The organism is Sphaerisporangium corydalis, from assembly GCF_025506355.1.
In the GTDB taxonomy this organism is placed as follows: domain Bacteria; phylum Actinomycetota; class Actinomycetes; order Streptosporangiales; family Streptosporangiaceae; genus Sphaerisporangium; species Sphaerisporangium corydalis.
In genome coordinates this window covers 1-13,170 of sequence record NZ_JANZYP010000113.1, presented here as the reverse complement: position 1 = coordinate 13,170, position 13,170 = coordinate 1, and the positions used below count along the sequence as shown (strand labels likewise).

General features: G+C 71.2%; 12 protein-coding genes. 7 read left to right on the top strand and 5 right to left on the bottom strand.

Annotated elements, in window-relative coordinates; all coding sequences use genetic code 11:
- Positions 1–143: 143 nt before the first annotated feature.
- The 5 genes from NYZ98_RS40360 to NYZ98_RS40340 all read left to right on the top strand — a co-directional run bounded on the left by NYZ98_RS40360 (position 144) and on the right by NYZ98_RS40340 (position 6,388).
- On the top strand, positions 144–1,862 hold the full coding sequence (locus NYZ98_RS40360; protein WP_262850689.1) for a hypothetical protein: 1,719 nt from the start codon (positions 144–146) through the stop codon (positions 1,860–1,862).
- A complete protein-coding gene (locus NYZ98_RS40355) occupies positions 1,859–3,007 on the top strand; it encodes a hypothetical protein (RefSeq protein WP_262850687.1) in 1,149 nt (382 codons plus the stop codon). Before NYZ98_RS40360 ends, NYZ98_RS40355 begins: the two co-directional genes overlap by 4 nt.
- Positions 3,004–3,861 carry a sulfotransferase gene (locus tag NYZ98_RS40350; protein ID WP_262850685.1) on the top strand — a complete coding sequence of 286 codons (858 nt, stop codon included), beginning with the start codon at positions 3,004–3,006 and terminating at the stop codon, positions 3,859–3,861. Before NYZ98_RS40355 ends, NYZ98_RS40350 begins: the two co-directional genes overlap by 4 nt.
- A 182-nt stretch (positions 3,862–4,043) precedes the next feature.
- Complete coding sequence (locus NYZ98_RS40345; protein ID WP_262850682.1) at positions 4,044–5,468, top strand: lipopolysaccharide biosynthesis protein; 1,425 nt, start codon at positions 4,044–4,046, stop codon at positions 5,466–5,468.
- Positions 5,465–6,388, top strand: coding sequence for a sulfotransferase (locus NYZ98_RS40340; RefSeq protein ID WP_262850680.1), 924 nt, complete (start codon positions 5,465–5,467; stop codon positions 6,386–6,388). Before NYZ98_RS40345 ends, NYZ98_RS40340 begins: the two co-directional genes overlap by 4 nt.
- Before the next feature lie 13 nt (positions 6,389–6,401).
- Here NYZ98_RS40340 and NYZ98_RS40335 read toward each other — a convergent pair whose 3' ends face one another.
- On the bottom strand, positions 6,402–7,304 hold the full coding sequence (locus NYZ98_RS40335; protein WP_262850678.1) for a LysR family transcriptional regulator: 903 nt from the start codon (positions 7,302–7,304) through the stop codon (positions 6,402–6,404).
- 107 nt (positions 7,305–7,411) lie between these two features.
- On the opposite strand from NYZ98_RS40335, the gene NYZ98_RS40330 reads away from it, so the two are divergent.
- Both NYZ98_RS40330 and NYZ98_RS40325 read left to right on the top strand, forming a co-directional pair.
- Entirely contained in the window at positions 7,412–8,272 is an 861-nt protein-coding gene (locus tag NYZ98_RS40330; RefSeq protein WP_262850676.1) for an oxidoreductase, read from the top strand.
- Positions 8,273–8,385: 113 nt separating this feature from the next.
- Positions 8,386–8,808, top strand: coding sequence for a hypothetical protein (locus tag NYZ98_RS40325; RefSeq protein ID WP_262850673.1), 423 nt, complete (start codon positions 8,386–8,388; stop codon positions 8,806–8,808).
- 33 nt (positions 8,809–8,841) lie between these two features.
- Here NYZ98_RS40325 and NYZ98_RS40320 read toward each other — a convergent pair whose 3' ends face one another.
- From NYZ98_RS40320 to NYZ98_RS40305, 4 genes are all read right to left on the bottom strand, one after another.
- Positions 8,842–9,690, bottom strand: coding sequence for an SAM-dependent methyltransferase (locus NYZ98_RS40320; RefSeq protein ID WP_262850671.1), 849 nt, complete (start codon positions 9,688–9,690; stop codon positions 8,842–8,844).
- Positions 9,691–9,860: 170 nt separating this feature from the next.
- Positions 9,861–10,859, bottom strand: coding sequence for a WecB/TagA/CpsF family glycosyltransferase (locus NYZ98_RS40315; RefSeq protein ID WP_262850669.1), 999 nt, complete (start codon positions 10,857–10,859; stop codon positions 9,861–9,863).
- Positions 10,859–11,893: a glycosyltransferase family 2 protein gene (locus NYZ98_RS40310; RefSeq protein WP_262850667.1), complete on the bottom strand. Its 1,035-nt coding sequence runs from the start codon at positions 11,891–11,893 to the stop codon at positions 10,859–10,861. Before NYZ98_RS40310 ends, NYZ98_RS40315 begins: the two co-directional genes overlap by 1 nt.
- Positions 11,890–12,873: a sulfotransferase gene (locus NYZ98_RS40305; RefSeq protein WP_262850665.1), complete on the bottom strand. Its 984-nt coding sequence runs from the start codon at positions 12,871–12,873 to the stop codon at positions 11,890–11,892. The genes NYZ98_RS40310 and NYZ98_RS40305 overlap by 4 nt, the downstream gene beginning before the upstream one ends.
- Between the last annotated feature and the right edge of the window lie 297 nt (positions 12,874–13,170).

Below are 13,170 nucleotides of genomic sequence, written 5' to 3'. Positions count from 1 at the left end.
CTGCCTCCCTCCCAACCCCACAGCCCAGGCCCCACGACCCGCATTCGCCTCGCCTCACCATCACCTCACCGCCCGAGCCCCATGACCCCACTTCGCCTCCCGCCACCCGCCCTCCGGACACCGCGTCTCATCGGCGCGACGGCATGAGCTTCGTGAAACCGCCACCCCGAACGACCTGGCCGGCCACCGCCCTCTCGACCGAGCGGCGCCACGGCCCGGGCGCGCTCGAGCCGTCGTCCCAGGGCCTCGCTCCCTCGACCGAGCGGCGCCGCGGCGCGGGTGTGCTCAGGCTGCCGTCGCCGGCCGCGTGGCCGATCGCCGCGTTCCTTGTCGGGTATCCGATCTGGTGGGCGCTCGGCTTCGGCGGGCTGTCGATCATCGTCGTCGCCTTCCCCATGGCCGCGGTGCTCTGGCGGCGGCGGCCGATCGTCGTCCCCAAGGGCATGGGCCTGTGGGCGCTGCTCATCGCGGGCTATCTCGTGAGCGCGCTCACCCTGGCCGACACCCCACCGGGAACGTACGGCGAACTGGACACCGGGCGGGTGCTCGCGTACGCCATGCGGCTGGCGCTCTACCTGGCCCTGCTGGTCATGGTGCTCTACCTCGGCAACCTCACCGAGCGGGAGCTGCCTCAGCTCGCGCTGGTACGCATGCTCGGCGTGCTGTTCGTCACGACCGTGGCCGGAGGGCTGCTGGGCGTGTTCGCCCCCGCCTTCGAGTTCACCTCGCCGATGGAGACGCTCCTGCCCGAGTGGATCAGCGGCAACTCCTTCGTCCGCAACCTGATCCACCCCACGGCCGCCCAGGTCCAGCACGTCCTCGGGCACGCCTCGCCCCGCCCCGAGGCCCCGTTCGAGTGGGCCAACGCGTGGGGGAGCAACGTCTCGGTGCTGCTGATCTGGTTCGTCGTCGGCTGGTGGGCCCACGGCGGCCCGGTGCGAAAGCTCTGCTGCGCGCTGCTCGTCAGCCTGTCCGCCATCCCGATCGTCTACTCCCTCAACCGCGGCCTCTGGATCGCCCTGGCCCTCACCACCGCCTACTTCCTCCTCCGCCCCCACCCAAAACCCCCCACAACCCCCACCCTCCACCCGACGCAGGACATCGACCCGGCCGTGCACACCCGCGCCCATCCCCACTCGCCGCCCGGTGTCAGCCCGAGCGCGCACCCCCGCCCCCACCCGACTCCCGGTATCGACCCGAGCGTGCACCCCCGCCCCCACCCGACTCCCGGTATCGACCCGAGCAGGCACACCCGCCCCCAACCGACACCCCATGTCGGCCCACCCGACCTGCTCGCATCCCACCACTTCCACCCGTCACCGGGCAGCGTGATCGCGCCTGGCCGGTCGCGTAGGGCGCTGGTGGTGGGGGCGGCCGTCGCGGTGGGGGTGGTGGTGTTCTTCGCGGGTCCGCTGGGCGGCATCGTGACGCAGCGCCTGGACAGTCCGCACAGCAACCGCATCAGAGCCTTCACGGTGACCGCCACGATCGAGGCGGCCACCCACTCCCCCTTCATCGGGTACGGCAACACGCGCAACGCCTTCGGGAACTACAAAACGATCACCACGGGCCGCACCGGCTGGTGCCCCGAGTGCGGGCACCCGCCGCTCGGGAGCGACGGGCAGATCTGGCTGCTGCTGATCACTCAGGGCTTCACCGGGGCACTGCTGTACATCGCGTTCTTCGCCGGGGCCGTCCGCCGCTTCTGGCACGACCGCACCCCGATCGGCCAGGCGGGCACCCTCGTCATGATCCTCGTGCTGCTCTACATGTTCGTCTACGACGGCCTGGTGACCGCCCTCAGCCTCTACCTCATCTCCTTCGCCCTCCTCTGGCGCAACACCCACCTCGGAACCCCATGAGGGACTTCCGCGCCCGGATCCGCTACCTCGACGAGGTGATCCCCCTGCTCTACCCCCCGCCCACGCAAGGCCCCGCCCCGGTGCCCACGCACAGCCCCGACCCGATGCCCACGCAAGGCTCCGACCCGATGCCCATGCGCGGCCCTGCCCCGGTACTCACGCACGACCCCGACCCCGACCCCGACCCCGACCCCGACCCCGACCCCGACCCGGTGCCGGAGGGCCCCCACGCCTACGCCGCGTACGCGCTGGTGCCCAGCAGGTTCCTGCCTCGCAGGCTCGTGCCGAGGGCCCGCTGGACGCCGGGGCGACGGCGGCTGCCGCAGGGATCCACCACGATCGAGGCATACCTCGGCGAGGTGTTCGGGCAGCACGTCCGTGCCACCGTCCACGTACGGCCGGCCCGGCGCGCCAACCGCAAACCCATCCTGGAGGCCCGCGGCCCCTCGGGAACCCTGCTCGCGTTCGTCAAGATCGGCGACACCGAGCTCTCCCGGGCCCTCATACGCCACGAGGCCGCGACCCTGACCCTGCTGGCCGACGCGGCACTGCACACCGTGACACCCCCGAGAGTCCTGCACCACGGCCTCTGGAACGACCTCGAGGTACTGGCCCTCACCCCACTCCCCATCACCCGCAGCCGAATGCCGCTACCCATCACATGCGGCCGAATCCCACCATCCCTCCTCACCCACGCCATCCACGAAATAGCCACCCTCCCCACCCCCTTGGTCACCTGGCCGGGTGATGTCGTCCCGGGCTCAGGTAAGTCGTCTGAGGCCGGGGCGTACGCGTGGCATGGCGACTTCTCGCCGTGGAACATGGCCCCCGCGGCCGACGGACGTCTCCTGGTGTGGGACTGGGAGCGCTTCGCCACCGGAGTGCCGCTGGGCTTCGACGCACTTCACCACTTCTTCCAGCGGGCACTGCGCCGCATGCCCCCCGCGACCGCCGCTGAGGCGTGCCTAGCCCAGTCCCTGGCGACGCTCGCGCCGTTCGGGCTGTCGGCCGGCGAGTCGCGGGAGACGGCGGTCCGCTACCTGATCGCCCTGGCCGACCGCCACGAGCGGGACGGCCACCACCCGCTCGGTCCCCCCTCCGAGTGGCTCAACCCCCTTGTCGACCATCAGGAGGTCCTGCCTTGAACCGCACCGTCAAGAGGTCCGCGCACGCCGTCTCCCACACGGCGGGACGGCTCACCGTCAGCGGCCGGCTCCTGCCGTCGTTCCTGATCGTCGGAGGCCAGCGCTGCGGCACGACCTCCCTCTACCGTGCCCTCGCCCAGCATCCGCTGATACTCAAACCCCTCCTGCGCAAGGGCGTCCACTACTTCGACACCGCCTATGGGAAGGGCGAGTCGTGGTACCGCGCGCACTTTCCGCTGAAGGCCACCGCCCACCGCCTGGAACGCCGGCACGGCATGCGCCCGCTCGCCTTCGAGTCCTCGCCGTACTACCTGTTCCACCCGCTGGCGGGATACCGGATCGCCCGCGATCTGCCCGGGGCGAAGCTCATCGCGCTGGTCCGCGACCCGGTCGAACGGGCGTACTCCGCGCACGCTCACGAGCTGGCGCGCGGCTTCGAGAGCGAGCCGTCGTTCGAGCGCGCGATCGAGCTGGAACCGGACCGGCTGTACGGCGAGCGCGAACGGCTCTGCGACGAGCCGTTCGGGATGAGCCACGCCCACCGCCACCACGCCTACGTCAGCCGAGGCCAGTACGCCGAGCAGCTCGCGCGGCTCGAACCGCTGGTCGGTCCCGGCCGGCTGCTGGTGATCGACAGCGGGCGGTTCTTCACCTCGCCGGAGTGCGTGTACGACCAGGTCCTCGAGTTCCTCGGACTGCCACGCCTCGGAGACCCGGTGTTCGACCGGCACAACGCGCGCCCGCGACCGGTGGACATGCCCGAGTCCCTGCGGCAGTCGCTGTCAGACCATTTCGCGCCCTGGGACCACAAGCTGGAACTGTGGCTCGGCGGCAGGCCCTCATGGCGCCGCTGACCGACGACCCCCCACCCCCCATGCCGACACCCACACCAGCCCTCCCTCCTCCGCAGGGCCCCCCGCCCGCGCCCCCTCACGTACCGACCCCTCCGCCGGTGCCGCTCCCGTCCTTGCCGTCGACTGCAGGAGGGACAGGGTCGCTGGTCAAAGGGGGGATGGCGGGGCTGGCGGGAGCGGCCGTGAACGCGGGGTCCCAGTTCCTGATCGTGATCGCGCTGACCCGAGGCCTCGACGCCGCCACGGCGGGCGCCATCCTCACCGCGACGACCCTGTGCCTGATGATCGCGGGCATCCTCCGGCTGGACGCCGGCAACGGCCTCATCTACTTCATCGCCCGCTCCCACCGCCGGAACCGCCCACCATCCACCCCACCCCGCCCCGCCCACTCCACCCGCCCCGCCCACTCCATCCGCTCCGCACGCTCCGGCCCCTCCACGGACTGCACCGACCCCATCCCCTCCGCAGAGGATCACGCCAAATCCGGATATATCCGGGTAGCCCTGGCGCCCGTCCTCGGACTGTCCGTCCTCACCGCACTGGTCGTGGCCAGGTACGGAGACACGCTCGCCGCGGCGCTCATGCCCGGCCCGACGACGGCCGTGCTGGGATCGGCGCTCCGCACCCTCGCCGTGGCGCTCCCGGTGATCGTGTGCGCCGACGTTCTGGTCTCCGCGACCCGGGGGTACGGCTCGATGCGCCCGACCGCGCTGCTCGGCGGAGTCCTGCAGCCCGCCGCCCAGTTCGTCCTCGTGGGCCTCCTGACCTGGAGCGCGACGGCCGCTGGCGCCGACGGTGGCGGCTGGACGATCCCGAGCGATGCCATCGGATGGGTGATCCCCGCGGCGTGGGCGCTGCCCGCCCTTCCGGTGCTGATCCTCAGCGGGATCTGGTTACACCGCCGAGCCCTCCCCGGGCCGTACGTTCCCGGGACGGCGGTCGAGTTCTGGCGGTACACCGCACCGCGTGCTCTGGGCGGCGCGGTCCAGGCCGTGTTCCAGCGGCTGGACATCGTGGTCGTGGCGATGCTCGCCGGGCCCGAGCAGGCCGCGCTGTACACCGCCGCCACCCGCTTCAAGGTCGTCGGCCAGCTCGTCAACCAGGGGCTCGCCCAGGCCGTGCAGCCCCGGCTGGTCCGCGCCATGGCTGAGGGCGATCTTCCGCTGGCCCGCAGGCTGTACCAGACGACCACCATGTGGCTGGTCGTCCTCACCTGGCCGGTCTGGCTCGCGTACGCCGCGCTCGCGCCGTGGCTGCTCCAGGTGTTCGGCACGGGCTACCGGGACGGGGCCGTCGTGGCGGCGGTGCTGGCCGGCACGATGATGCTGGCGACGGCATGCGGCATGGTCGACGTCGTACTGATCGCCGCCGGGCGCACCGCCTCCAGCATGATGAACATCCTCGGCGCGATCGCGGTGACCGTCGCCCTGGACGTCGTCCTGGTGCCCGTCCACGGCGCGCTCGGCGCCGCCCTCGGCTGGGCGGGCGGGGTCGTGGCCAAGAACCTGCTTCCGCTGTTCCAGATCTCCCGGCTGTACGAACTGCGGCCCTTCGGCGCCCACAGCCTCCCGTCCCTGCGCCCATGGCGAGCCGAGGAGGCGACGTGAAGCGCCCCCGCGATCCCGTCCTGATAACGGGGCTGCCGAGGAGCGGTACGAGTTGGGCCGGGAAGATGCTCGTCGCGGGCGGCGAAGCCGTGTACGTCAACGAGCCGCTCAACCCGCAGCGCCCGCCCGGCCGCTCCCCCGGCGTTCTGAACGCCACCGTCACCCACCGATTCCAGTACATCTGCCCGGACAACGAGCGCCCGTGGCTGCCCGCCTTCGCCGACACCCTGGCGCTGCGCTACCGGTACGCGGCCGAGCTGCGGCGCAACCGGTCGCCCGGCGACCTGGCCCGCCTGGTGAGGAACGCCTCGGGGTTCACGCTCGGAAGGCTCAGGGGCCGCAGGGCCCTGCTCGACGACCCGTTCGCGCTGTTCTCAGCGGGCTGGTTCGCCGAACGCCTGGGCTGCCGCGTGGTCGTACTGGTCCGCGAGCCAGTGCCGTTCGTGGCGAGCTGGCGGCGGCTCGGGTGGACCGTCTACTTCCACGAACTGCTCGAACAGCCGCTCCTCGTCCGCGACCATCCGCAGGTGGAGACCCTGCGCCCGCTGGTCGGTTCGCAGGACCGCCTCGCCAAGGTCGCCGCCCTGTGGCGGGTCGCCAGGACCGTCGCCGGGACGCTCGCCGCCCGGCACCCGTCCGTCCGCCTGGTCCGCTACGAGGACCTGGCCGCCGACCCCGTCACCGCCTACCGGGACCTGTACGCGTGGTGCGGGCTCACCTGGTCACCCCGAGCCGCCGAAAGAGTGGAACGCGCCTGCACCGCGCGGGGTTCGGGCGCGGGGGGCGGCGGCTTCGCCTGGACAGGGTTGTCACGGACGGCCTACCGGCCCATGGATTCCCGCCGGGCCCTCGACCGGCACCGCGACCGGTTCACCCCCGAGGAGGTCGCTCGCATCCACGCACTGTCCCGAACCCAATGAAACCGCCCGAAAGTCAGTCGCCCGGCGCATGTCCGGTGCGGGCCACCAGCTCGCGTACGACCTCGGCGAACCCCCGGACGAGGGGGTCGTCCGTGCCGTCGGCCCAGGCGAGGGCGACCCGCAGCGGGTCGACGTCGGTGAGCGGGACCCAGGACAGGTCCGGGCGGGCGTAGTACTGGGCCATGCTGGTGGGCGCGAAGCAGATGGCGGCGCCTTCGGCGACCTGTTCCAGCATCTCCTCGACGTTGTCGTTGGTCGGTCCCCAGCGCGGAGCAGATCCGTCCGGCCTGGGGTTGACCGCCCACCAGTCCACCCACTCGCGAGGCGCCCGTTCCGTCCACATCAGCGGCTCGTCGTTGACCTCCAGCACGGAGATGCCCTCGCGCGCGGCGAGCGGGTGCCCGGACGGCAGGCCGACGACGCGCGGCTCGGTGTGCACGACCTCCGCGTGCAGGCCGGCGAGGTCGGTGGGCAGCCAGACGAACGCGACGTCCGCCCGGCCGTCGCGAAGCGCCGCACCCTCCTGGCCCCAGTCGAACCTCTTCGGCTCGACCCGCACGCCGGGATGGCGGCGGGCGAACTCGGCCCGCGCCCGGGTGGTCAGCTCACCGGCGCCGCTCGCCTCGAACCCCACGCGCAGCACCCCGGTCTCGCCGCGCCGGTGCCGTTCCGCGGCGGCCGTCACCCGGCCGGCCTGGCTCAGCGTGCGCCGGGCCTCGGCCACGACGTCACGGCCGGCGACCGTCTCGCGCACGCCCCCGGCGTGCCGGTCGAACAGCCGGACGCCGAACTCGGACTCCAGGTTCTTCAGGGCGTACGAGAGGGCGGGCTGACTCACGTACAGCATCTCGGCGGCCCGTCCGAGGTTGCCCTCGTCGGCGATCGCGACGAGGTAGCGCAGTTGGCGCAGCTCCATCCAGGGATCATAAGTCCTCTTTATGAAGGGGAAGAGCTTCTGTCTTGGACGTCGGTGATCATCCACTGCCATAACTGGAGGTGTCACCACCGATAAGGAGAATTCACATGAGCATTGAGCACACCTCCACCCGTGAGGCGCCCGGCAGGGTCTGGCTGATCACTGGCGCGTCCTCGGGATTCGGCCGTTCGATCGCCGAAGCCGCCCTCGCGGCTGGCGACACCGTGGTGGCCACCGCGCGCAGGCCGGAGGTCCTCGACGACCTGGTCAGGGCGCATCCCGACCGGGCGGTCGCGGTGCGATTGGACGTGACCTCCGGCGCGCGGATCGCCGCCGTCGTCGCCGAGGTGATCCTCTGGTACGGGCGCGTCGACGTGCTGGTGAACAACGCCGGGCGTGGGCACCTCGGGGCGATCGAGGAGACCACCGACCAGGAGTTGCGCGACCTGATGGACCTGCACTTCTTCGGCCCCGCCGCGTTGACCAGGGCGGTGCTGCCGCACATGCGGCGGCGGGGTTCGGGGGCGATCGTCCAGATGAGCAGTATGGGCGGGCGGTTCTCGTTCCCGGGCGTGGGCGCGTACTCGGCCACGAAGTTCGCCCTGGAAGGGCTCTCGCACGCCTTGGCCCAGGAGGTCGCGCCGTTCGGTATCAAGGTGCTGGTCGTGGAACCCGGATCGTTCCGTACCGAACTCGCGAGCGCGGCGCACACCGAATCGGCGGAGATCCCCGCCTACGAGGCCACCGCCGGGATCATCCGCGCCCAGTTCCCTGGCTCGGACGGCAAACAGCCGGGCGACCCCGCCAAGGCCGCCGCCGCCATCCTCACCGCACTGGACTCCGACCGGACCCCGCTGCGGCTGGCCCTGGGCAACGACGCCGCCGACGCGATCTTCGCCGAACTCGACGGCGCCCGCGAAGAGGCCCGCACCTGGGAATCCCTCACCCGCTCCACCGACTTCGACTGACAGCGACTTCGACCTGCGGCGGGGCCCGGTCATTCCCGTCAGGGAATTGTGGAACCGCGCCGCTTCTCGGAAGGTTTGCCAGTGACACCGGTGAACCGAACGAGGAGAGAGCAGTGACCGACACCAATACGCGTGACCTGGTCAACCGCTACGTGGCCCTGTGGAACGAGCCTGACGCCAAGGTGCGCCGCAGGACGATCGAGGAGCTGTGGGCCGAAGGCGGTGCCCATGTTCTCCAACCGCCAGAAGAAATGCGTAAAGCCGCCGCCGGGCTGGGATTCGCGTCCACCACTTTGGAAGCCCACGGGTACGACCAGCTCGAAGTCCGGGTGGCCCACAGTTACGAGGAGTTCGTGGCCCCTGGAGAATTCGTCTTCCGGCCGGGGGACAATGCGGCCCGGTTGCACAACGTCGTCAAGTTCACCTGGGAGATGATTCCCGTCGGCGGAGACGAAGTGGTGGGCGGCGGCCTGGACGTCCTCATCCTCGACGACGACGACCACATCACCACCGACTACATGTTCCCCGGCCTCTGACCTCCTTCGAACCGACGAATAACGGCCTCCGATTCACCTTTTACGGCCGACGCCTCCGACGATGACCCATGGGGAGTTTCCGGACGACGGAGGCGGCGGAATCGTGGGGCGCCATTCAGCGACCCGCACGAGTCCGGGTTCCAGGATGTCGAAACCCTGGAAGAACCTTCGCAGCTCCGGGCGGGTCCGGGGGGTCAGCAGCGCGCCCGTCCCTTGGAACCCTCGTTGGGCCGCCGCCATGACCTGGGCGGGCGATTCGCCGACGGTGTGCGAAATGGCCAGGTGGCTGCCGGGGGCCATGACCTCCGCGAACCTGGCCAGGATGCCGTCCGGGTCCTCCTCGTCCGAAACGAAGTGCAGTACGGCGACGAGGAGGACCGCGACGGGTTCGCTGAAGTCGATGAGCCGGCACGTCTCGGGGTGGTCCAGGATGTCGGCCGGCCTGCGGGCGTCGGCCTGGATGACCGTCACCGCGTCCGACGTCGCGAGCAGTGCCTGACCATGGGCGACGACCACCGGGTCATGGTCGACGTACACGACACGGGCGTCCGGCGCCGACCGCTGGGCGACCTCGTGGACGTTCTGCTGCGTCGGCAGCCCGGCGCCGACGTCGAGGAACTGACGGATGCCCGCCTCCTCCACGAGGAAACGCACCGCCCGGCCGAGGAAGGCCCGGTTCGCCTTCGCCGTCACCGGCGCCCCCGGATTCTCGGCGATCATCCGATCGGCCGCGACCCGGTCGGCGACGTAATTGTTCTTACCGCCCAGTAGATAATCGTAAATCCGGGCCCCGTTCGCGATATTCGCATCATCCCCCTGCCCGCCAGGAGCGGCGCCCTGGGGCACAGCCTGGCCGGGTGGTGGTGAATGGTCGTCCGACATAGCCTGCCCCGTCCGCCTTATATGGGCTGATCGCCAGTGCCAGGTGAGCTTAGTCCGCCGGACACCGGCCATCCCCTCTCCCCCGGATATCCCGCAACCGGAAGCCCCATTCCGTACCCGGGACATCAACGACATCCTTTCACCACACAAATGGTGGCGCCTATCCCTTGCTAGCGGCCTTTGGTCTTGATCACGCGTTTCAGCAGACAGACGCTGAGCAGGCGGAGCGCGAAGGGAAGGTCGTCCACGAGGTAGCGGCGTGCGAGGCGTCCCGGCTCGGCCGCCAGGCGGAACAACCACTCCAGACCTGAGCGCCGCATCCACTCAGGGGCTCGGAGCACCGACCCCGCCGTGAACGCGATCGCCGAGCCGCAGCCGACGAACCACGTCCCGGGCAGGTCGGCGCGGAGGGTCGCGATCAGGCGGTCCTGCTTGGGGAAGCCGAGCCCCACGAAGACCAGGCGCGGCCTCGCCGCCAGCAGGGCCTCGCGTACGGCGGCCAGCCCCTGCGCCGTGGCCTCGAAACCGTACGGCGGGGAGAGGACGCCCGCGACGCGCAGGCCGGGGTACCGATCGGACAGCACCTCGGCCGCCCGGACCGCCACACCCGGCGGCCCCCCGAGCAGATAAACGGACACCCCTTCCCGCACCACCGTCCCCGCTCCCGGCGGAGGCGGGGACGCGGTCGGTAAGGATCGCGGGGCCGGCCGGGACAAGGGCGGCGGAGGGATGGGGGGCGTCGGGTTGGGGGCGGCCGGCAGGGGGGCGGTCGTCGCCGCGGCGGCTTCTGAGAGGGACCAGATCAGGTCGGCTCCGGTGATGCGTTCGGGCACGGGGGTGCCCAGGAGCCTGGACGCCCACACCAACGGCATCCCGTCGGGCACGGCGAGGTCGGCGCCCTCCACGATCGCCCGTACCTCGGGATCGCGCGAGCAGGCACGGCATATGTCGACATTGGGAGTGACGACGTGCCCGCCTTCCCCGCGTTCCAGGGCGGAGAGGATGTGACGCACCACCTCCGCCTCCGTCAGGGCGTCGACCACGACGCCCGCGACCGCCACCCGAGAGGCCGGGGAGCCCCGGCCGGGGGAACGGGACGGTTCCTCCGGCGTGGGCGAGCGCCCGCCGGGAGTGGGGCCGGAGGCGCCGAGGAGGGTTCGGGATGACATCAGATACCTCGCCCTCGAGTGTGCAGCGCGCTGAGGACCAGCCGAGCCGGCACGACCCCGAGCGCCACGGCAAGGGCGATCGGGACGCGAGGCTCGCCCCAGCGGGCGGCGAGCGCGCGAAGAGCCCAGCGCCCCGCCTGGCGGCGGCGTCCGAGCGCGGCGTTGTGGAAGGCGAGCTGGCCGTAGATGCGCGCGGCACCCCGCGCGTCGGCGGCCAGGTAAGGGTGGCGGGCGAGCATCCACTCAAGGCCCGCGATGCGGTCGGCCCAGCGGGTCACGAAAGCGGAGGAACCCCAGCGGATCCGCACCAGCGGCCGGTCGGCGTACGCGATCGGATGACGCGCCGCCGCGCGCAGAGCGAGGTCCCAGTCTTCGTTCTGCCCACCGGGTGCGCTTTCGTCCGGCCATACCGACCCGCGCCTGAACAAGAAGGTCGAGGAATGGACCATCACCATGCGGGAGCGGGTGAGATGCCGCCGGGTCACCTGGCTCGTTCCCGCAAGGCGGGTGACCCGGTGGGACCCGTACTCGACCTCGATGGCGCAGCCCGCGAACTCGGCGTCCGGGTCCGCGGCGAGGGCGGCGAGCTGGGCGGTCAGCTTGCCGGGCAACCACATGTCGTCGTCGTCGCAGAACGCCACCAGGTCGGTGTCCAGCGCGGCGATGCCGGTGTTACGCGCGCCGGGCAACCCTGGGCTGAACCGATTGGGCAGGACGCGAAGCCTGTCTCCGTCGCCCATGACGACACCGGCCTCCACGACGGCCCTGACCGCCTCGACAGCGCCGGCGCCCGATCCTGGGGCGTGTGACAGCGAAGGAGGGATGGCGGCGTGGCCGTCGTCGGCGGCGGGGTCGCTGGTCGCTGTCGGTTTCTCGGGGGGCTTCGGACTGGGTGAGGTGGGGATGGGGTCGACGACGACGATGACGTCCAGGCCGCCCGGATGATGTTGGTCGAGGACGCCGCGGAGCGCCGCCTGGAGGTGGTCGGGACGGTTTCCTCGCGTGGGAATGACCACGCCGATGGTCGGGTTCATCGGCACTCCGATGCACGGACGCCGGCGGCGCGCCAAGGAGGCGAGGCCCCGTCCGGCATGCGCCGGGTGCGGACGCGGTAGCCGTACTGCATCATCAGCGGCCAGGTCAGGGCGGTGACCAGCCATCGGTGGCGGCGGGACTGGCGGTCGCACCAGGAGTCGTCGCGGCTGAGCTCCAACGGGCCCGCCGTGAAGCGCATCGGGTTGCCCGCGCAGGTGTGGGCCACCGACAACTCGGCGAGCCCAGGACGCAGGAACGTGAGCCCGGTCTCCACGTCGTCGCCGAACCCGAGCCGGACCAGGAGCATGGACAGCACCGCGCGCGGGTCGGCCAGCAGGTCTTCGTACCGGATGCGGATCACGGTGCCGCCGCGGCGGGCGAGCAGCTCGAAGGCGAGGTTCTGCACGATCCAGTGGAGGGAGGTGCGCCAGGGCCGCCAGCGCGTCATGGGGGTGCCGTCCTCGGGTCTTCTGACCTGCCGTCGCCAGGAGTGCGCGACCGCGCGGGGGTCACGGACGACGTGGACGACGCTCAGGTCGACGACCGGGGAGGTGCTGAGGCAGAACGCCAGCGAGGCGTGCTTGCTGGAGTCGACGACGACCGGGCACGCGGCGATCTGCGCCGCCGCCTCGTACACCCGGGAGTAGGCCCGGGTGTAACCGCTGAGACCGACGCCGCACTGGCGGGTGGTCAGGGCGGGGATGTGACGGGTGCGGTCGAGCCTGCGCCGCAGGGTCTGCACACGATCGGAGAGGCCGGGCGACCAGCCGCCGAACGCGCGGACGCCGACTCTGCGCCAGAAGGGGCAGGTGTGGAACGGCTCCCCGCAGCCGCACGGCTCCTGGGCGTCCACCCCTCGCTGCCAGAGGTGAACGACCTCGCCTAGGGGCGCTATGCCAGGGACCTCACCGAGCAACCGCTCCAGCAAGGTCGTGCCACTGCGCCCCAATCCACCTATGAAGATCACACGAACTGCCATCGCCACGGCCCTTCAGCGGGACGGTAAACACGAAACGTGGCGATGCTATCGCAGAGAGTAATCGTCATGTCGTCAAGAGGTAAAGGATCTACCGAGGGAAGGCAGCCCGGCCAACCTCCACCCCATGACCATCCCACGAGACCAACCCGAACCACCCCGGCTTCGCCAACTGAACCGCGCCGGGTTTCGTGGAGACTCGGCTACTTGGTTTCTGCCGCGGTGACTGCGGCCTGTTGGTGACGGTAGTAGATCGCTTCGTACTCTGCGGGTGGGATGTCGCCGCAGGCGGTGTGCAGC

What these genes read in the sequence shown, in the direction of transcription:
- NYZ98_RS40360 (WP_262850689.1), top strand. Translation starts at nt 144, where the DNA reads ATGAGCTTCGTGAAACCGCCACCCCGAACGACCTGGCCGGCCACCGCC.
- NYZ98_RS40355 (WP_262850687.1), top strand. Translation starts at nt 1,859, where the DNA reads ATGAGGGACTTCCGCGCCCGGATCCGCTACCTCGACGAGGTGATCCCC.
- NYZ98_RS40335 (WP_262850678.1), bottom strand. Translation starts at nt 7,304, where the DNA reads ATGGAGCTGCGCCAACTGCGCTACCTCGTCGCGATCGCCGACGAGGGC.
- NYZ98_RS40330 (WP_262850676.1), top strand. Translation starts at nt 7,412, where the DNA reads ATGAGCATTGAGCACACCTCCACCCGTGAGGCGCCCGGCAGGGTCTGG.
- NYZ98_RS40320 (WP_262850671.1), bottom strand. Translation starts at nt 9,690, where the DNA reads ATGTCGGACGACCATTCACCACCACCCGGCCAGGCTGTGCCCCAGGGC.
- NYZ98_RS40315 (WP_262850669.1), bottom strand. Translation starts at nt 10,859, where the DNA reads ATGTCATCCCGAACCCTCCTCGGCGCCTCCGGCCCCACTCCCGGCGGG.
- NYZ98_RS40310 (WP_262850667.1), bottom strand. Translation starts at nt 11,893, where the DNA reads ATGAACCCGACCATCGGCGTGGTCATTCCCACGCGAGGAAACCGTCCC.
- NYZ98_RS40305 (WP_262850665.1), bottom strand. Translation starts at nt 12,873, where the DNA reads ATGGCAGTTCGTGTGATCTTCATAGGTGGATTGGGGCGCAGTGGCACG.